The organism is Pseudomonas sp. MEJ108 (assembly GCF_030208985.1).
GTDB lineage: Bacteria > Pseudomonadota > Gammaproteobacteria > Pseudomonadales > Pseudomonadaceae > Aquipseudomonas > Aquipseudomonas fragariae.
The window spans coordinates 128924-146611 of sequence record NZ_JARVSW010000049.1 but is presented as its reverse complement, the minus strand read 5'-3'; the positions used below and the strand labels follow the sequence as shown (position 1 = coordinate 146611).

The window sequence follows — 17688 nt, the reverse complement described above, 5'->3', positions numbered from 1 at the left end:
TGCCTACTTTGGCCCCATCAAAGTAGGTCGCCGAGGGGCGAAAAGGTGACCTGAGTCGAACCCCAATCCACCTGACAAAGAAAACCCGCCGTGTGACGCGGAGCGTCACGAACTGCATTCCCACGCGGAGCGTGAGGAACGAGAGTTAAAGGTGACCTGAGCCGAACGCCAATCCACCTGACAGAGAAAACCCGCTGTGTGACGCAGAGCGTCACGAACTGCATCCCCACGCGGAGCGTGGGGACGATAGCCATTCTGGGTTTTCGGGCTGCGTCAGACGATTACTCGCTGAGCGTCGGAACCTTGCGAGGGGCCATGAAGTACATCCAGATCAGGGCAATGAAATACATCGCCGGGATCATCGTGAACAACACGTTGTAGTTGTTATTGGTGGCGGTCAGCACCGCACCCACGATCTGCGTCATGAACATACCGCCGATGGCTGCGCACATGCCGCCGAAGCCGAACACGGTACTCATCATGTGCTTGGGGGTGTAGTCCATCACCAGGCTCCAGATATTCGCTGTCCAGGCCTGATGCGCACCCACGGCAAGCGAAATGGCCAGTACCGCTACCCACAGCCCGCTGGCATTGGCGGCGAACACCACGCTGCAGATCGTGATGGCAAAGATCAGCATCGACAACAGCCGCGCAGTCGTCGCACGCATGCCACGACCAATCAGCCAGGACGACAGGATACCGCCACCGACACTGCCGAAATCGGCCGTCAGCCAGATCAGAATCAGCGGAACACCCATCTGCGTCACGCTGATCCCCAGGTTGTATTGCTGATTGAGGAACGGCGGCAGCCAGTACAGGTAAAACCAGAACACCGGAGCAGTGATCGCATACGCCAGCGCGAACGCCCATGTGCCACGCATCTTCAGAATGCCGGTGAATGGCACCTTGACCGGAGCCGGTTCGACTTCCTGATTGATGTAATCCAGCTCGGTCTTGCTGACGGTCGGATGCTCTTCGGGGTTGTAGTACTTCAGGCGCCAGGTGATAGCCCAGAGCAGCCCCAGCGAACCCATCGCCACGAAGGCGGCCTGCCAGCCCCAGACCGTGAGGATCACCGGCAGCAGGGCCGGGGTCAGCATGGCACCAACGTTGGTGCCGGCGTTGAAGATACCGGTGGCCACTGCACGCTCACCGGCAGGGAACCACAGGCGGGTGGTCTTCACACAGGCCGGGTAATTGGCGGCTTCGGTCAAGCCCAGAATGAAACGGCAGACCATGAAGCCCACGGCGGAAGTGGCCAGGCCGTGAGCACCGGTCGCCAGGCTCCACAGCAGCACCGCGAGGAAGAATGCACGCTTCACGCCGACCTTGTCGATGAAGCGGCCCTGCAGCACAAAGCCGACCGCGTAACCCACCTGAAACCAGAAGTTGATGTTGGCGTAGTCCATCGCCGTCCAGCTCATTTCCTTGGCTAGGATGGGCTGCATGACGCCGAGCGCGGCACGGTCGATGTAGTTCAGCGTAGTGGCGAAGAACACCAGGGCGAGCATGCCCCAGCGAGTCTTGCCGACGGCGAGTGCGCCGCGGATCTTTTCGCCCATCCCGGCACGGGCGGCCTGGGCGACAGGGTTGGTCTGGGTGTTAAGCATGATGTTCTAACCATCCGTTCCAGGACTGTGCTGCTGGCAACAGTCGGACTGAGAAGTCCACTCGATGCAGGCGTTGTGCAGGTAAAGTGAAGTCTTAGAACCGCGATTCGACTGGCCTCTAGACTCAGGCTGTCCTCGAAACGATCCGTCGGGCCGACAATTTACAGGTTGAGCCGCGTAAGTGTGTTGGAATGTTTCAGGCGACGCGGACCCAGACCGGGCTTTTGGCCGGGTGGGTTCGTCGAACATGTCGTCTGATAAGACGGACGGGCGATCGGGCGAGCAAAGCGAGAAGGGTGCACATGAGCAATGTTCCTGTTTTTTGAATTGTTATGGGTTTGCTGCTGATGAAGCGAAGATCAAAATGTTTGGCTGCGGGTCTATCCTGCAATGTGATGCTGATGTTGAGCATTGCGAGATACAGCGTCAATTGAGTAAAACGGCTTTTGTTCGATAATCGAACGTAAAACTAACCGGTTCGTACACTTTATGTTGCTGTAGTATTTTCACAGGCAAATACTTTACTCGCACCTCTGAATAAGGCCGGGAAAGGCCAGGAATGCGGTGCTGTCCAGTCGCGATCCAAGCAGGTCGCGTTCATCCAGGAGCTGAAAAGCATGCAGCGTTCAATTGCTACCGTATCCTTGAGCGGTACTCTGCCCGAAAAGCTCGAAGCCATCGCCGCAGCCGGCTTTGACGGCGTCGAGATTTTCGAAAACGACTTGTTGTATTACGACGGCAGCCCACGCAACATCAGGCAAATGTGTGCCGACCTGGGCATCGCCATCACCCTGTTCCAGCCGTTCCGCGATTTCGAAGGCTGCCGCCGTGATCGTCTGCAGCGCAATATCGACCGTGCCGAACGCAAATTCGATCTGATGCAGGAGCTGGGCACCGATCTGGTGCTGGTCTGCAGCAATGCGTCTGCCGATTCGGTGGGCGACGAAAACATTCTGCTCGATGACCTGGGCCTGCTCGCCGAGCGCGCGGGTGCCCGTCACCTGCGCGTCGGTTATGAAGCGCTGGCCTGGGGCAAGCACGTGAACACCTGGCAACAGGTCTGGAACCTGATGCGCCAGGTCGACCACCCGGCACTAGGCGTGTTGCTCGACAGTTTTCATACCCTGTCGCTGAAGGGCGATCCGAGCGCCATCGCGCAGATCCCGGGCGACAAGATCTTCTTCGTGCAGATGGCCGACGCGCCGCTTCTGGCGATGGATGTGCTGGAGTGGAGCCGCCATTTCCGCTGCTTCCCGGGTCAGGGTGAATTCGATCTGGCCGGCTTCCTCGCGCCGATCCTGCGCAGTGGCTATACCGGGCCGTTGTCGCTGGAAGTGTTCAACGATGGCTTCCGTGCAGCGCCGACACGCGCCAATGCCGCGGACGGTCTGCGTTCGCTGCTTTATCTTGAAGAGAAAACCCGCCAGCTGATGGCGCGTGACGAGCCGGCCGCGGTTCCCGAAATCCTCTTCAATCCGCCTGCGGCCAGTACCTACAATGGCGTCGAGTTCCTCGAGTTTGCCGTTGACGAGAGCCACGGCGCTCGCCTGTCGGGCTGGCTGCAACGGCTGGGCTTTGCCAAGCTGGGTCAGCATCGCTCCAAGGCGGTCAGTTTGCTGGGGCAGGGCGATATCAGGATTGTGCTCAATGCCGAACCCTATTCCTTCGCCCACAGTTTTTTCGAGGCGCATGGCCCTTCGTTGTGCGCCACCGCCTTGCGCGTCGACGACGGTCATCAGTCGCTGGAACGCGCGCGTGCTTTCAAGGGCCAGCCCTATCGTGGCCTGGTCGGTCCCAATGAACGGGAGATTCCGTCGGTCCGCGCGCCCGACGGCAGCCTGATCTATCTGGTGGATAACGCCGCACCGGGAGAATCGATTTACGACAGCGATTTTGTCGTCGATCCGCAAGCCGTCGCCAAGGGCGGGTTGCAGCGTATCGACCACATGGCCATGGCGCTGCCGGCCGACAGTCTGGACAGCTGGGTTTTGTTCTACAAAAGCATTCTGGATTTCGAGGCTGACGACGAAGTGGTCTTGCCCGACCCCTACGGCCTGGTCAAGAGCCGGGCGCTGCGCAGCCGTTGCAGCACCGTGCGCTTGCCGTTGAATATTTCCGAAAATCGCAACACGGCCATTTCCCATGCGCTGTCGAGCTATCGCGGCTCGGGTGTGCACCACATCGCATTTTCCTGCGAAGACATCTTTGCCGAGGTAAGCCGCGCCAAGGAAGCGGGCGTGCCGTTGCTGGACATCCCGCTCAATTACTACGATGACCTGGCGGCACGCTTCGATTTCGACGAGGAGTTTCTCAGCGAACTGGCGTATTACAACGTGCTCTATGACCGCGATGCGCAGGGTGGCGAGTTGTTCCACGTCTACACCGATGCGTTCGACGGGCGCTTCTTCTTCGAAATCCTGCAGCGCAAGAACGGTTACGCAGGGTATGGCGCTGCCAACGTCCCGGTGCGTCTGGCTGCGATGGCCAAGGCGCGCAATGTGGCAGCACGTCAGGCGCGTCTGTAAGGCGAATCCGATTGCAGAGCCGCTGCGAGGGTTCGACGCCCTCGCGGCTTCCCTCGGTTGCCGGTCGGCTTCATACTCCGCGCATCACTCGTGGTCATGAGCCAACAATGAAAACAACTGACGACTCCGTTGCCGTTGCGTCGAAAGGGCGCAAGAACAATCCGGAAAAGACCCGCGAAGACATTCTGCAGGCCGCCGTTGCCGAGTTTGTCGCCCATGGCCTGTCGGGTGCGCGTGTCGATGCCATTGCCGAGCGCACCAAGACCTCGAAACGGATGATCTATTACTACTTCGGCAGCAAGGAGCAGCTGTACGTCGAAGTGCTGGAAAAACTCTACGGCGCGATTCGCAACACCGAGAGCCAGCTCAATCTGTCCGAACTCGAGCCTGTGGAAGCGATTCATCGCGTGGTCGAGTTCACCTTCGATCACCACGACAGCAATGTCGATTTCGTGCGCATCGTGTGCATCGAAAACATCCATAACGGCGAGAACGTCAAACAGTCCGAGTCGATTCAGGCCAAGAGCCAGAACATCATCAGGGCGCTCGACGGCATCCTGCGTCGTGGTGAAGCCAGCGGCCTGTTTCGTGACGGCGTTCATCCGGTTGACCTGCACCTGATGATCAGCTCGTTCTGCTTTTACCGGATCTCCAACCGCCATACCTTCAGCGAAATCTTTCAGATCGAGCTGTGGAGCGAAGAGGTCAAACAGCGTCACAAGGCAATGATCTGCGACGCTGTGTTGCGTTATCTCAAGCGCTGATGTTTACAACGTGTGGAAGTGCGCCATCATCCGCTCTGCATCGGCGGACTTGCCACTGAACAGTTCGAAGGCCTTGACCGCCTGAAACACCGCCATGGTGCTGCCATCCAGGGTGCGGCAGCCCAGTGCGCGGGCATGCCTGAGCAGTTCGGTTTCCAGCGGAAAGTAAATGATTTCCGCCACCCACAGTTCAGGCCGCAGCAACTCGACCGGCAACGGCGTACCCGGCAGTTTGGTCATGCCGACCGGCGTGGTATTGACCAGTCCGTCGGCTTCGGCCATCGCCGCAGGCAGGTCGGTACCCACCTGCGCGCGTCCGGCACCGAAGTGCTGGTTGAGGTTGTCCACCAGCCCCTGGGCGCGTTGCGGCTCGACCTCGAACACGCTGAGGCGCTCGACGCCTGCGCTCAGCAGCGCATGAGCCACGGCAGCGCCCGCGCCACCTGCACCCATCTGCACTACCTGTTGGCGTGGGGCCTTGTCCAGGCCGCGCTGAAAGCCTTCGGCAAAGCCCAGGCAGTCGGTGTTGTGACCGATGCGCTTGCCGTCCTTGAACACCACCGTATTCACCGCGCCGATACCGCGCGCTTCGTCGGACAGCTCGTCCAGTAACGGGATGACCGCCTGCTTGCAGGGGAAGGTGATATTCAGGCCGGTGAAACCGCACTGTCGGGCGCCTTCCAGAAGCTGGGGCAGGGCGTGGATGTCCACTTGCAGGGCGTCGATATCGATCAGCCGATACAGATAGCGCATGCCTTGTGCATCGCCTTCATGCTCGTGCATGGCAGGTGTCCGCGAGGCCTGGATGCCCGAGCCGATCAGGCCGGCGAGGATGGAGGGTTTTTCAGCATGAGTCATAAAATACGTCTCTTGTTTTTGTGTCACTGCCCGGTTGGCGGCAGGTGTTAAACGGAATGTACCAGATGGTTAATAGTGCCGCAGGCAGGAGTCGATTACCACGCAGCGATGTTGTGCGGTGATCGCACTAATCAGTGATAATCCACGGCCAGCCGCTCCAGGCTTACACGAGTTCGAGTCCCTGCATGTCCGAGTCCGTCTTCAGCGCCGCACAGCAGCAAGCCAGTACGTTGTACCTGCCACCCGGCTCGTGGGCCACGGTGCTCGATTGCCTGTGCGCGAAATTTCCGGCCATCAGCCGCGAACAGTGGCTGGATCGGTTTGCTCGCGACCGGGTGCTGGACGAAAACGGCAAGGCCATCGCGCCTGATCTGGCGTACCGGGAAGGGCTGCGGGTTCACTACTTTCGTGAGGTTGCCAACGAAACGCCGATCCCCGTAGTTGAAACGATCCTCTACGCCGACGAGCATCTGGTGGTGGCTGACAAGCCGCACTTCCTCCCGGTGACACCCGCAGGCGAGTACGTCGAACAAACCTTGCTGCGCCGCTTGATCCATCGCCTGGACAATCCTGATCTGGTGCCGCTGCACCGCATCGACCGGCACACCGCAGGGCTGGTGCTGTTTTCCGCCAACCGGCAGACGCGCTCGGCTTATCAGGCCTTGTTTCCCACCCGGCGCATCGACAAGTTTTACCAAGCCATTGCGCCAGCGCTGCCGGGGCTGGCGTTTCCGCGTCTGCACGAGAGCCGTCTGGTCGAGGGCGAACCGTTCTTTCGCATGCAGGAAGGTATCGGCGCGAGCAACACCCGCACGCAGATCGAGGTGCTCGAACGGCAGGATAAATTGTGGCGTTACGGGCTTTACCCGGTGACCGGCAAAAAGCATCAGCTGCGTGTACACATGGCTGCACTGGGTGCTGCCATCTGCAACGACCCGTTTTACCCGGACGTTGTGAAAGACCCGGTGGACGACTATCAAAATCCTTTGAAGCTGCTGGCCAGCAGCTTGCGCTTCGTCGATCCGCTCAGTGGCGAGCAGCGCCACTTCGAGAGCCTGTTGACGCTCGACTGGTAGTACAGGGACAGTGAAATGACAGGCAAAAAAAACCCGCACTCGGCGGGTTTTTTCAAATCAGTAACGCGACGCCCGGATCACAGATCCTTGACGGTACGTACCTGATCCTTGTTGATGCGGGTCTGCTTGCCGTCAAGTTGCTTGAACTCGTAGAAGCCCGAGTCTTCATCGTACTTCGGCGTGTCGACAGCCTGGATTTCACGACCATCATTCAAGGTGATCACAGTGGGCGATGCGCAGCCGGCGAGGGAGGCAATGCTCAGTGCAAGCAGGAAGGCAGCGGGAAGGGTCCGTTGTTTCATTACTGTGTCTCCAGATGGATTCTTGATTTGCTGAACTCTCAGACGGATACACCGTCAGCAAGTTCCGTATACACCCGCAGCAACTTCAATGACCAGTCACTTGTTGCGGTTTTCACTGATCCCGGTCAACAGACAGGGAGTGTTCAGGTTGGCCAGGCGTGGATCGCCGGCTTCCAGTTGCAGGGCGACCGGTTGCAGCGGCTCCAGAGCCCGTCTCGGGCTGCGCTCGCCGGCCTGCCATGCGGCTTCCAGCGTTGCGGCGTGAGCGACAGGGATCATACCTAAAAGCGGCTGCCAGTGCTGACCTTCACGCACCATTATCGGTCGCTCCGGGTATTCAGAGGCTTTTTCACGCAATGCGCGCAGCAACGCTGCATCGACCAAAGGTACGTCGCAGGGCAGGATCAGCAACCATCGATGTCGCGCCAGAGGCAGCGCGGCACGTATTCCGGCCAGAGGCCCGTTGAAATCGGTATCGTCGTCCTGCACCAGTCGATCGGCGTAACGCGCATAGCGATCGATATTGCGATTGCAGGAAATGATCAGGTCGTCGGTCAGTGGCCGGGTCAGCCGGTGCAGGTGCTCGATCAGCGCAGTGCCCTGCCATTCGATCAGGCCCTTGTCACGCCCGCCCATGCGCTGTCCCCGGCCTCCGGCCAGCAGCAGAATAGAGCAGGGCGGCAGTGGGGCAGGAACATTCATCGAACACTCGTCGGGCAGTCAAAAGGAGGGCTGTGATATAACACCCGCCTGTTTTCTTAACAACTGGATGAGGCCATGAAAGCCAAGGCTGACACACCTTTCGTACCCCTTAATATCGCCGTACTGACCGTCAGCGATACTCGCACCCGAGAAACCGATACCTCGGGCCAGATGTTCGTCGACCGCCTGACCGACGCAGGCCACGGCCTGATCGAGCGCGTGCTGCTCAAGGATGACCTGTACAAGATCCGCGCGCAGGTAGCGACCTGGATTGCCGACGATCAGGTGCAGGTGGTGCTGATCACCGGTGGCACCGGCTTCACCGGCCGTGACAGCACGCCTGAAGCCGTGGCCTGCCTGCTGGACAAGCAGGTCGATGGTTTCGGTGAGCTGTTCCGGCAGATATCGGTGCCGGATATCGGCACCTCGACCATTCAGTCCCGCGCGCTGGCCGGCCTGTCCAACGGCACGCTGGTGTGCTGCCTGCCGGGCTCCACCAATGCGGTGCGCACGGCATGGGACGGCATTCTCGCCCAACAGCTGGATTCGCGGTTCCGGCCTTGCAACTTTGTGCCTCACCTCAAGCAGGCCGAGCCCTGTGCGACCCGTGGTTGAGTGCTCATGAGCCACGAGCCGAAAACCCTGCTGCCTGTTGAAGACGCCATTGCACGGCTGCTGAAGATGGCCGAAGCCACGCCGATCACCGAGCGCCAACGCGTCTCGCTGGCCGATGCCGAGGGCCGGGTACTGGCAGTCGATCTGGTCTCCACGCTGGATCTGCCGCCCTGGCCGAACAGCGCCATGGACGGTTATGCCTTGCGCGTGGCGGACTGGCGCGGCGAGCCGTTGAGCGTCAGTCAGCGCATCTTCGCCGGTCAGGCCCCCGAGCCTCTGCCCCCTGGCACCTGTGCGCGTATCTTCACCGGCGCGCCGATGCCTGAAGGCGCTGACTGCGTCGAGATGCAGGAAAACGCCGAGGTGCAGGCGGATCAGCGTGTGCGCTTCAACGAGCCGCTGGGCGCCGGGCAGAATATTCGTCCGCAAGGCCAGGAAACCCGGGTCGGCGATACCGTGCTGGCCGCCGGCACGCGGCTGGGTCCGATCGAACTGGGTCTGGCGGCCTCGCTGGGCCTCGCCGAGCTGGAGGTCATTCGTCGCGTGCGGGTCGCGGTGTTGTCCACGGGCGACGAGTTGATTGAGCCCGGTCAGCCATTGGGGCCGGGGCAGATCTACAACAGCAACCGGGTGTTGCTGTGCAGCTGGTTGAAACGACTGGAATGCGAGGTCGTGGATGCAGGCATCCTGCCTGATGATCTGGACAAGACTCGCGCTGCGCTGGCGAATCTGCAGGGCGTCGATCTGATTCTCTCAACAGGCGGAGTGTCCGTGGGCGAAGCGGATTTCCTCGGCCACGCATTGCGTGAAGAGGGCGAACTGACCCTCTGGAAGCTGGCGATCAAGCCTGGCAAGCCGCTGACCTTCGGGCATTTCCGGGGTGTGCCGGTGATCGGTCTGCCTGGCAATCCGGCCTCTACGCTGGTCACCTTCGCCTTGCTGGCCAGGGCTTACCTGCTGCGTCGCCAGGGCGTGATCGACGTCGCCCCCTTGCAGTTTCCGGTGCCTGCCGGGTTTGTCTGGACGCGTCCTGGCAATCGCCGCGAGTACCTGCGCGGCCGTCTGGAGCAGGGCCGGGCCGTGGCTTATCGCAATCAGAGTTCGGGCGTATTGCGCAGCGCTGCATGGGCCGATGGTCTGATTGAAGTCCGCGAAGGCTCGACCGTGGCCGAAGGCGACTGGGTCAACTTCATTCCGTTGAGTGAAGTGCTCGGCTGAGTGCATTCGAATGGTGGGGCGGGTACGCATGAGCTACTCTCAACAACGCTGACACAGTGGGCAACCGGACTTCGCCCTGGAGTATTGTTATGGCGCCATTGAGAGTGGCTTGTGTGATCCCGACCTACAACGGACGCAAGGATCTGGAACGTCTGCTGGATTCACTGGCTGCGCAGACTGCCAGCTTCGATACGCTGATCGTGGACTCCAGTTCCTCGGATGGCACGCTGGAGCTGGCGCAAGCGCGATGTGCCAATGTGCTGCGCATCGACAGCAAGGATTTCAACCACGGCGGCACCCGGCAGATGATGGTCGATCTGCATCCCGACTATGACGTGTATGTCTTCATGACCCAGGATGCGTACGTTGAAGACATCAATGCCATTGCCAACATTCTGTTGCCCTTCGCCGACCCGAAGGTCGGTGCTGTGTGCGGGCGACAGCTGCCGCACAAGGATGCCAACCTGCTGGCCCAGCATGCACGGTTGTTCAATTACCCGCCGACCTCGCAGATCAAAACGCTGGCCGATGCCGGGACGCTGGGCATCAAGACGCCATTCATGTCCAACTCGTTTGCGGCCTATCGGGGCGAAGCGTTGCGGGCCATTGGCGGTTTCCCGCGGCATGTGATTCTTTCAGAAGACATGTACGTCACCGCGAAAATGCTCATCGATGGCTGGAAAGCGGCTTACGAAGGCTCGGCGGTCTGCCGTCACTCCCACAATTACAGCCTGCGCGAAGAGTTTCGTCGTTACTTTGATATCGGTGTGTTCCAGGCCCGCGAAGCGTGGATCTACGAAACCTTTGGCGGCATTGGTGGCGAGGGCATGCGTTACGTCAAGTCCGAGCTGAAATTCCTCGGTCCCCGGCGAATCCTCTGGTGGCCTGTGTCGTTCGTGCGTAATGCGCTGAAGCTGCTGGCCTACAAGCTGAGCCGGCAGGAAAAACGCTTGCCCCGCGGCGTGAAGAAGAAGCTCGGCATGTACGCGCGTTACTGGGACAGCCCCTACGCCTGAGTTGCGCCGCAGACCAGCCTGCGGCGCATGAGCAGGTCAGCTTTTCGCGGCTTCTTCGTCCAGACGGTCTGCCTCGAACAGTTGCGCGAGGTCGGCCCTGGCTTCGCGGGCGGTCTGCATGACCTTGGCGTCGTCGTCATACACCTCATGCTGAGCGGCCAGCACCTGTTCGTCGTGACGTTTGAAGCGACTGATGCGTGCGTCGGCCTGTGTTTCGCTGAGGCCCAGGCCCATGAGGGTCTGGCGACTCATTTCCAGGCTTGAATAGAACGTTTCGCGAACCGCGTGAGCGCCCAGGTCCATCAACCGATGAACATGCTGGCGGTTACGTGCGCGGGCAATGATCTTCATGTGCGGATACAGCTTGCGGATCAGCTCGGCAGTCTTGATGTTGGTGTCAGGATCATCGGTCGCGATGACGAAGTATTCGGCCTCATCGACTTTGGCGGCACGCAGTATTTCCGGGCGCAACGGGTCGCCATAGAAGACCGGTACATTGCCAAAGCTACGGGAGAACTCGATGGACTCGACGGCGGTATCCAGGGCGATGAAAGGAATCTTCTGCGCGCGCAGGATACGCGCGACAATCTGTCCCATACGGCCCATGCCGGCAATGACGACGCGTGGTTTGTCGGTCTGGATATCGCGGTATTCCTCCGGCACCTCGACAGGCTTGACCTTGGGTTTGATCCAGCGCGCCAGAGCAATGAACAGCAACGGCGTGACCGCCATCGACAAGGTGATGGTCAACACCAGCATGTCGTATAGCCCGGCCTCGAACAGCCCCTGAGCGCTGCCGATCTTGAACACCACAAAGGCAAACTCGCCGCCTGCGGCCAGTACCAGACCCAGCTGCAGCGCGCTGCGGTTGTTGAGTTCGCCAAGGGTGCGACCGATCAGGAACAGCATCGGCAGCTTGATTGCGATCAGCAACAGCGTCAGGCCCAGCACGATCAGCGGCGAGCTGAGCAACAGGCCAACGTTGGCGCCCATGCCGACACTGATGAAGAACAGCCCCAGCAATAACCCTTTGAACGGTTCGATCTGTGCTTCCAGTTCGTGACGGTATTCGGAGTCGGCCAGCAACAGGCCAGCAAGAAACGCGCCCAGCGCCATGGACACTCCCACCAGTTCCATCAGCCACGCTGTGCCTATCACCACCAGCAAGGCCGTGGCGGTCGAAACTTCCTGGATTTTGGTCTTGGCGACGATCCGGAACACCGGGCGCAGCAAATAGCGCCCGCCAATCACCACAATGGCAATGCTGCCCAGCACGCGCAGACCGTGGTTGATGCTTTCGCCGGTGTCCATCGCGTGGTCAGCCCCGGCCAGAAACGGCACCATGGCAATCAGCGGGATCGCCGCAATGTCCTGAAACAGCAGAATCGCGAACGCCATCCTGCCGTGCGGGCTGTTCAGCTGTTTGCGTTCCGCCAGGCTCTGCAGGCCGAAGGCCGTGGACGACAGGGCAAGGCCCAGGCCCAGAATGGCCGCGGTGTTCAGCGACTGGCCGAAGGCAGCGAAGGCGACCCCGCCGATGATCAGGCCGGTCAGCAGTACCTGCGCCATGCCTACGCCAAACACGGATTTGCGCATGACCCATAAACGTTTGGGCGAAAGCTCCAGGCCAATGATGAACAGCAGCAGTACCACGCCAAGTTCGGAAATATGGCTGACGCTCTCGGTATCACCGATCAGGCCCAATACCGAAGGGCCGATGACCACGCCGGCGAACAAATAGCCGATCACCGCGCCCAGCTTCAACCGCTTGGCCAGCGGCACAGTCAGCACGGCGGCGAGCAGGAATACCACTGCGACCTGCAGCAGGCTGCCTTCATGGGGCATGTAAAACTCCTTGGTAATAATTGAACACACTGTTGAAGCAGGGGCGGTATTAAAGCATGGGAGTTTTACACGGCAACGCGCATCGCAGCATGACGATAATCAACGTCGTTGATAGAACCTGCAGGAAAGGGCGCGCGTGAGGGGGGGACAAGGCGCGTGACGATGCCATCTGTCGCGCATCGGCGTAAGATATGCCCGCAAACAGGCAGCGTCAGTTGCCTGCTCATGAGCATTCAGGAAACCGTTATGACCAACAAGCAGCGTTTGATTTACTCGATTCTGATCGCCCTCGGCGTTCTGGCGATCATGCTGGGCTTGTCGCATCTGCAAAACAGCGGTGCCATCACCGAAAAGACCTTTCAGTACATTGCAATCAGCGTGGCGGTGCTGGTGGTGATCCTCAACGGCATCATGCGTCGCAAGGTCAAGCGCTAAGCGCTGGTGACCGATGCGGTTACCGGGCGCTGTCCTTGCCAATTTCTCCCAGCCATTCCCGGGCGCGGGGGTGCAGGCTGTAGGTCTTGTCGTCGTTGAGGTCGATCACGCCCTCGTCGCACAGACGCTTGAGCACCTCGCGCACGCTCAGAAACGATAGCGGCACATCGAGCCTGAGCAACTGGCTGTGTACGCCGCGCACTCCCAGAGGGTGGCCTTCTTCACTCGAGACCATTAGCGCGTCGAGCACCTTGAGCCTGACCAGGCTGGTGCGCAGGCCGAAGCTTTTCAGGAGCATCCGGATGTGCTCGTTTCCGGGCCGCTCGGTCTCCAGAGCGGGCGACTGTGCCTGCGCAGCCACTGCGGTTTGCCGCAGCAGGGTGCGAGTCGTGATTCCTTGGCGATTGAACATCCGCAAACTCCTTTTCAGGCTTTTTAAACACTCTCAATTACTAAGACGAACGAGCTCGGCAAAACCTCAGTTATCAGTGGAAAAAAATACGCCGCCCAGCCTGTACAGGCTCGCTGCAGCGAGGTGCGCTTGAGGTTAGATGAAGAATCGACGGGCGCGAGAAGAGATCGTTCCGACGATGGGCGCAGCCGAAATTACCGCGCGTCAGCAAGACCGCGAGTGCGATCAGCCTTTCGGAGCGTCGGCGGTGCGACGGTTGAGTACCGGGTTGCCGTTCTGATTCTGCGTCACATACACCGGCAACACCTTGGGCAGAGAGCCCAGCAGGCTCGACAGGTCGTGAGTGTTGTAACTGCCGCCCAGGCGCATGGCTCCGGTTGCACTGTCCGCCAGCAGAATGGGGGTTTGCAGGTAGCGATTGATCAACGGCAGTGCCTGGCTGAGCGGCAGGTCATTGAAGATCAGCTTGCCATTGCGCCACGCCAGGCTGGTATCGCGTGCTTCGGTCTGGCTGATCAGTGGAGCGTCGTCGCCTGCCTTGTAACTGGCCTGCATGCCGGGGGCCAGGGCGTGGCTCGAAGAAGGATGTGCACGATCACTGTTGATCTGAACCGAACCCTCGACCAGCGTCACGCGTACCTGATCCTGATACATCCATACGTTGAAGCGTGTGCCGGTGACCCTGATGCTGCCTGCGCCGGCATCGACCACAAAAGGGTGCGAGCTGTCGTGGCTGACCTCAAAGAACGCCTCGCCCTTTGTCAGCGTGACGCTGCGTCGATCCCGGTAATTGGCGTAGGTCAGCTCGGTACCCAGGTTCAGCTCGGCGCGGCTGCCGTCTTCCAGCATGACCAGGCGTGTGGCGGTGTCGGCGTTGTAAGTTTCGTAGGCGTCAGGCAGCCAGCCCTGATGCCAGCCGACATACCCGGCGATCGGCAGTGCCAGAGCAACGACCGCTGCGGCTGTGGCCAGTTTTGCCCAGCGGCGACCGCGACGAGGCCGAACGTGATCGGGCAGGGCAGCCTGGGTTTGGCGCGCAGGTGGCGGGTTGAGCGGTTCGATTTGTCCGGTGATGTCCCAGACTTCCAGCATTGCGTTGTATTCGATCGCATGCAGGGGGTGGGCCTTCAGCCATTGCTCGAATGCTTTCCGTTCTGCTGCGGTACAGTCTTCTGCATGCAGGCGCATGCACCAATGCGCAGCGGCATCGGTGATCGCGTCGTGTTCTGCCTTGCTGAAAAGAGGGTCGCTCATGGGCGCTCCAGCCTATACCTTCGGCGCATTCTACCCTTTGATTTCAGGCAGAGAGAACATTTGCAGGCCATTGCCCATGAAGGTGCTGCGTATTTTCTGGTGAATGCAAGCGGCTCTCATTGAAAACTCCCCGTCGCATCCTGAGTGCTATTGCCCGGGGAGTGTCCTTGCAGCGTCCGCAGCGCTACTCTCGGGGCTTGCATTCGCCTTGTCGTTCTCGCTAGCGTTCTCGATCTACCGCCATGAACAGGAGTTCCAAATGCGCGCCAATCCTGCCGATCAGTCGACCCGGGCCGTTTCCCTTGAGCAACTGACAGATCTGTTGCGCCGAATCTTCCTCGCCCATGGCACCCGCGCAGAGGTTGCCGAGGTGCTTGCCGAGAACTGCGCCAGCGCCCAGCGTGATGGCTCGCACAGCCATGGCATCTTTCGCATTCCCGGCTACCTCTCATCGCTGGCCAGCGGTTGGGTGGATGGCAAGGCTGTGCCGGTGGTCGAGGATGTCGGCGCTGCGTTTGTCCGGGTCGATGCCGGAGGCGGTTTTGCCCAGCCCGCACTGGCGGCGGCCAGAGCTCTGTTGATCGACAAGGCGCGCAGTGCCGGCATTGCGGTTCTGGCCATTCGCAACTCTCATCACTTCGCTGCGTTATGGCCGGATGTGGAGCCTTTCGCCGAACAGGGGCTGGTCGCCCTGAGCATGGTCAACAGCATGACCTGCGTTGTGCCGCATGGCGCGCGTCAGCCCCTGTTCGGTACCAACCCGATTGCTTTCGCCGCGCCCCGTGCAGGCGGCGAGCCTGTGGTTTTCGATCTGGCGACCAGCGCCGTTGCCCACGGTGATGTGCAGATCGCCGCACGCGAAGGTCGATTGCTGCCAGCAGGCATGGGCGTCGATCGCGACGGCCAGCCCACTGAAGAGCCCCGCGCCATTCTCGAGGGCGGCGCGTTGTTGCCCTTCGGCGGGCACAAGGGCTCAGCACTGTCGATGATGGTCGAGCTGCTGGCCGCAGGGCTGACTGGGGGCAATTTCTCATTCGAATTCGACTGGTCGAAGCATCCCGGGGCACAGACACCCTGGACCGGTCAGTTGCTGATCGTCATCGATCCTGACAAGGGCAGTGGTCAGTCGTTTGCGCAGCGCAGCGAGGAGCTGGTACGACAGCTCCATGGGGCAGGGCAGGAGCGTCTGCCGGGGGATCGGCGTTATAGCGAACGCGCGCGATCAATGGCACACGGTATCAGCATCGCCCAGACTGACCTGGAGCGCCTGCAAGCACTGGCGGGTCATTGAGGCATTTACAAATTCACTGACCATTCGTCGCGACCAGTCTTGTATCAGCGCGCTGTTCAAAATACTGTATGCATGAACAGTAAAAAACGAATGAGGTCTGTCATGTCCCTTAAGTCAGCGCAAAGTCCGATTGCTCAACAACATCGTACGCTCTCTGCAGTCAACGAAATGCAGCGCGAGGATTTTCTCCGGCTGGCGGCCGCACTGCGCCAGTTCAATGCCTACGAGCCGGAGGTGTCGATAGTCATCGCGGCCGCCCGCGCGGGCGGTGAATACCGCCAGGCCAGCGCGATGGAGTAAAGCGGCTGAATGCAGCCACGGCACGTCTCGGGTTGATTGTGAGTATACGTAACGTATATGCTTCATATATTCAACTTGAGGTGAATCATGGGTCTGGTAAAAATTTCCGAAAACATGCACGCCAATCTGCGCTCTGCCAGCGTTGCGCTCAGCCGTTCCATCAATGCGCAGGCCGAGCACTGGATGCGTGTCGGTATGCTCGCTGAACTGCACCCGGCGCTGGATTACAGCGAGATCTGCCAGATGCTGATCCGTCTCGAAAATGCCGGTGAGACCGTGTTGACCGCTTCGAACTTCAACGTCTCGAAGCTTGCAGCTTCCAGCCTGTCCAAGGCGGCCTCATGAGCAGGGCTATCGGTATCAAGACCGAACAGGACCTCGTGCAGTTGCGCATAGCCGGCAGGCTGGCTGCCGATGTGCTCGCGATGATCACGCCTTACGTGAAGGCTGGCGTCAGCACCGAAGCGCTCGACGACATCTGCAATGAATACATCGTCAAAGAGCTGAAAGTGATTCCCGCGAATGTGGGTTATCACGGTTTTACCAAGACCACCTGCATCTCCCCGAATGCCGTGGTGTGCCATGGCATACCTTCTGCCACCGATATCCTCAAGGAAGGCGATATCGTCAATATCGACGTTGCAGTGATCAAGGACGGCTGGTACGGCGATACCAGCCGTATGTACCTGGTGGGTGAGGTCAGCCCGCTGGCCAGGCGTCTGGTCGAGACGACCTATGAGGCAACTCGCGCCGGTATTCATGCCGTGCGTCCTGGGGCAACCCTGGGTGATATCGGCTACGCCATCCAGAGCGTCGCTCATCGCGAAGGCTTCAGCGTGGTGCGTGAGTATTGCGGGCACGGTATCGGGCGCAAGTACCATGAAGAACCGCAGGTTCTGCACTATGGTGCGCAGGGTAAAGGCCTCAGGCTCAAACCGGGCATGGTGTTCACCATCGAGCCGATGATCAATGCGGGCAGGGCGGGCACCCGGACGTTGCCGGATGGCTGGACGGTTCTGACCAGCGACCTCTCACTGTCTGCGCAGTGGGAGCATATGGTTGCCGTCACCTCGACCGGTTTCGAGCTGCTGACGCCGTGGCCTGACGGTACGGGTGATTACCCGGCCATCTGATCCAATAGGGTCTGGCAATGCATATGAACAATGGCCTTTTCGAAGGCCATTGCTTTGTTGGAAAGGGCGATGCCTCAGGCTTGTAGCGAAGACCTTCTCCAATGCACCTGCGTCACGCCAAAACGCTTGGCCTGCAAGGTTGCGACGCCTATCGGGCCTGCGGATATATTGCCGCTCACTGTCCCGACACCTGCATGCAGGGTCGCACAATGCAATGCATCGCTCTGGCACAGTTGCTTTGCATGATGCAGAAAGCAGTAAGGTTGGCCATTGAACTGATAGTGAATTTCAAATTCCGTTTGATGATTCATCTTCCCTGCCTGCGAACGTGA

19 protein-coding genes are annotated in these 17688 nt (G+C 60.0%); 11 read left to right on the top strand and 8 right to left on the bottom strand.

Annotated features, from left to right (window positions below):
• Positions 1–281: 281 nt before the first annotated feature.
• Positions 282–1610: an MFS transporter gene (locus QRN50_RS20980; protein WP_011267450.1), complete on the bottom strand. Its 1329-nt coding sequence runs from the start codon at positions 1608–1610 to the stop codon at positions 282–284.
• Between the two features lie 617 nt (positions 1611–2227).
• Between QRN50_RS20980 and quiC the strand changes: the two genes are divergently transcribed.
• Both quiC and QRN50_RS20970 read left to right on the top strand, forming a co-directional pair.
• Positions 2228–4135, top strand: coding sequence for a 3-dehydroshikimate dehydratase QuiC (gene quiC / locus QRN50_RS20975; RefSeq protein WP_096126702.1), 1908 nt, complete (start codon positions 2228–2230; stop codon positions 4133–4135).
• Positions 4136–4242: 107 nt separating this feature from the next.
• Positions 4243–4899 (top strand): TetR/AcrR family transcriptional regulator, encoded by a 657-nt coding sequence (locus QRN50_RS20970; RefSeq protein ID WP_003416207.1) that lies wholly within the window; start codon positions 4243–4245, stop codon positions 4897–4899.
• A 3-nt stretch (positions 4900–4902) separates the two neighbouring features.
• Here QRN50_RS20970 and QRN50_RS20965 read toward each other — a convergent pair whose 3' ends face one another.
• The gene (locus QRN50_RS20965; RefSeq protein WP_096126701.1) at positions 4903–5757 is read right to left on the bottom strand and encodes a shikimate dehydrogenase; all 855 of its coding nucleotides are present in this window, start codon (positions 5755–5757) and stop codon (positions 4903–4905) included.
• A gap of 185 nt (positions 5758–5942) precedes the next feature.
• Between QRN50_RS20965 and QRN50_RS20960 the strand changes: the two genes are divergently transcribed.
• A complete protein-coding gene (locus QRN50_RS20960) occupies positions 5943–6833 on the top strand; it encodes a pseudouridine synthase (RefSeq protein WP_024642430.1) in 891 nt (296 codons plus the stop codon).
• Between the two features lie 77 nt (positions 6834–6910).
• Here QRN50_RS20960 and QRN50_RS20955 read toward each other — a convergent pair whose 3' ends face one another.
• The gene (locus QRN50_RS20955; RefSeq protein ID WP_003315600.1) at positions 6911–7135 is read right to left on the bottom strand and encodes a YgdI/YgdR family lipoprotein; all 225 of its coding nucleotides are present in this window, start codon (positions 7133–7135) and stop codon (positions 6911–6913) included.
• Between the two features lie 96 nt (positions 7136–7231).
• Positions 7232–7837, bottom strand: coding sequence for a molybdenum cofactor guanylyltransferase MobA (gene mobA, locus QRN50_RS20950; RefSeq protein ID WP_024642429.1), 606 nt, complete (start codon positions 7835–7837; stop codon positions 7232–7234).
• 75 nt (positions 7838–7912) lie between these two features.
• Here mobA and moaB point away from each other — a divergent pair, with 75 nt between their 5' ends.
• The 3 genes from moaB to QRN50_RS20935 all read left to right on the top strand — a co-directional run bounded on the left by moaB (position 7913) and on the right by QRN50_RS20935 (position 10686).
• Positions 7913–8452, top strand: coding sequence for a molybdenum cofactor biosynthesis protein B (gene moaB, locus QRN50_RS20945; protein WP_002553131.1), 540 nt, complete (start codon positions 7913–7915; stop codon positions 8450–8452).
• A gap of 6 nt (positions 8453–8458) precedes the next feature.
• Entirely contained in the window at positions 8459–9670 is a 1212-nt protein-coding gene (locus QRN50_RS20940) for a molybdopterin molybdotransferase MoeA (RefSeq protein WP_024642428.1), read from the top strand.
• 89 nt (positions 9671–9759) lie between these two features.
• Entirely contained in the window at positions 9760–10686 is a 927-nt protein-coding gene (locus QRN50_RS20935) for a glycosyltransferase family 2 protein (RefSeq protein ID WP_011267456.1), read from the top strand.
• Between the two features lie 36 nt (positions 10687–10722).
• On the opposite strand, the gene QRN50_RS20930 is transcribed toward QRN50_RS20935, so the two are convergent.
• Positions 10723–12531, bottom strand: a complete 1809-nt coding sequence (locus QRN50_RS20930) for a monovalent cation:proton antiporter-2 (CPA2) family protein (RefSeq protein WP_096126700.1) — start codon at positions 12529–12531, stop codon at positions 10723–10725.
• Positions 12532–12777: 246 nt separating this feature from the next.
• Here QRN50_RS20930 and QRN50_RS20925 point away from each other — a divergent pair, with 246 nt between their 5' ends.
• Positions 12778–12966: a hypothetical protein gene (locus tag QRN50_RS20925; RefSeq protein WP_003393013.1), complete on the top strand. Its 189-nt coding sequence runs from the start codon at positions 12778–12780 to the stop codon at positions 12964–12966.
• Between the two features lie 19 nt (positions 12967–12985).
• On the opposite strand, the gene QRN50_RS20920 is transcribed toward QRN50_RS20925, so the two are convergent.
• Both QRN50_RS20920 and QRN50_RS20915 read right to left on the bottom strand, forming a co-directional pair.
• Positions 12986–13378 (bottom strand): hypothetical protein, encoded by a 393-nt coding sequence (locus tag QRN50_RS20920; RefSeq protein WP_004408469.1) that lies wholly within the window; start codon positions 13376–13378, stop codon positions 12986–12988.
• A 225-nt stretch (positions 13379–13603) separates the two neighbouring features.
• A complete protein-coding gene (locus QRN50_RS20915) occupies positions 13604–14632 on the bottom strand; it encodes a FecR family protein (protein ID WP_011267457.1) in 1029 nt (342 codons plus the stop codon).
• A gap of 259 nt (positions 14633–14891) precedes the next feature.
• On the opposite strand from QRN50_RS20915, the gene QRN50_RS20910 reads away from it, so the two are divergent.
• From QRN50_RS20910 to map, 4 genes are all read left to right on the top strand, one after another.
• Positions 14892–15923: an Ldh family oxidoreductase gene (locus tag QRN50_RS20910; protein ID WP_024642427.1), complete on the top strand. Its 1032-nt coding sequence runs from the start codon at positions 14892–14894 to the stop codon at positions 15921–15923.
• Between the two features lie 102 nt (positions 15924–16025).
• Positions 16026–16223, top strand: coding sequence for a hypothetical protein (locus QRN50_RS20905; RefSeq protein WP_011267459.1), 198 nt, complete (start codon positions 16026–16028; stop codon positions 16221–16223).
• Between the two features lie 87 nt (positions 16224–16310).
• Positions 16311–16568, top strand: a complete 258-nt coding sequence (locus tag QRN50_RS20900; RefSeq protein WP_060400725.1) for a ParD-like family protein — start codon at positions 16311–16313, stop codon at positions 16566–16568.
• Positions 16565–17356 (top strand): type I methionyl aminopeptidase, encoded by a 792-nt coding sequence (gene map, locus QRN50_RS20895; RefSeq protein WP_096126699.1) that lies wholly within the window; start codon positions 16565–16567, stop codon positions 17354–17356. Before QRN50_RS20900 ends, map begins: the two co-directional genes overlap by 4 nt.
• A gap of 74 nt (positions 17357–17430) precedes the next feature.
• On the opposite strand, the gene QRN50_RS20890 is transcribed toward map, so the two are convergent.
• Positions 17431–17667 (bottom strand): DUF6555 family protein, encoded by a 237-nt coding sequence (locus QRN50_RS20890; protein ID WP_011267460.1) that lies wholly within the window; start codon positions 17665–17667, stop codon positions 17431–17433.
• Positions 17668–17688: the final 21 nt, after the last annotated feature.

Coding starts and splice junctions, on each gene's coding strand:
- QRN50_RS20980 (WP_011267450.1), bottom strand. CDS start 1,610: ATGCTTAACACCCAGACCAACCCTGTCGCCCAGGCCGCCCGTGCCGGG.
- quiC (WP_096126702.1), top strand. CDS start 2,228: ATGCAGCGTTCAATTGCTACCGTATCCTTGAGCGGTACTCTGCCCGAA.
- QRN50_RS20970 (WP_003416207.1), top strand. CDS start 4,243: ATGAAAACAACTGACGACTCCGTTGCCGTTGCGTCGAAAGGGCGCAAG.
- QRN50_RS20965 (WP_096126701.1), bottom strand. CDS start 5,757: ATGACTCATGCTGAAAAACCCTCCATCCTCGCCGGCCTGATCGGCTCG.
- QRN50_RS20960 (WP_024642430.1), top strand. CDS start 5,943: ATGTCCGAGTCCGTCTTCAGCGCCGCACAGCAGCAAGCCAGTACGTTG.
- QRN50_RS20955 (WP_003315600.1), bottom strand. CDS start 7,135: ATGAAACAACGGACCCTTCCCGCTGCCTTCCTGCTTGCACTGAGCATT.
- mobA (WP_024642429.1), bottom strand. CDS start 7,837: ATGAATGTTCCTGCCCCACTGCCGCCCTGCTCTATTCTGCTGCTGGCC.
- moaB (WP_002553131.1), top strand. CDS start 7,913: ATGAAAGCCAAGGCTGACACACCTTTCGTACCCCTTAATATCGCCGTA.
- QRN50_RS20940 (WP_024642428.1), top strand. CDS start 8,459: ATGAGCCACGAGCCGAAAACCCTGCTGCCTGTTGAAGACGCCATTGCA.
- QRN50_RS20935 (WP_011267456.1), top strand. CDS start 9,760: ATGGCGCCATTGAGAGTGGCTTGTGTGATCCCGACCTACAACGGACGC.
- QRN50_RS20930 (WP_096126700.1), bottom strand. CDS start 12,531: ATGCCCCATGAAGGCAGCCTGCTGCAGGTCGCAGTGGTATTCCTGCTC.
- QRN50_RS20925 (WP_003393013.1), top strand. CDS start 12,778: ATGACCAACAAGCAGCGTTTGATTTACTCGATTCTGATCGCCCTCGGC.
- QRN50_RS20920 (WP_004408469.1), bottom strand. CDS start 13,378: ATGTTCAATCGCCAAGGAATCACGACTCGCACCCTGCTGCGGCAAACC.
- QRN50_RS20915 (WP_011267457.1), bottom strand. CDS start 14,632: ATGAGCGACCCTCTTTTCAGCAAGGCAGAACACGACGCGATCACCGAT.
- QRN50_RS20910 (WP_024642427.1), top strand. CDS start 14,892: ATGCGCGCCAATCCTGCCGATCAGTCGACCCGGGCCGTTTCCCTTGAG.
- QRN50_RS20905 (WP_011267459.1), top strand. CDS start 16,026: ATGTCCCTTAAGTCAGCGCAAAGTCCGATTGCTCAACAACATCGTACG.
- QRN50_RS20900 (WP_060400725.1), top strand. CDS start 16,311: ATGGGTCTGGTAAAAATTTCCGAAAACATGCACGCCAATCTGCGCTCT.
- map (WP_096126699.1), top strand. CDS start 16,565: ATGAGCAGGGCTATCGGTATCAAGACCGAACAGGACCTCGTGCAGTTG.
- QRN50_RS20890 (WP_011267460.1), bottom strand. CDS start 17,667: ATGAATCATCAAACGGAATTTGAAATTCACTATCAGTTCAATGGCCAA.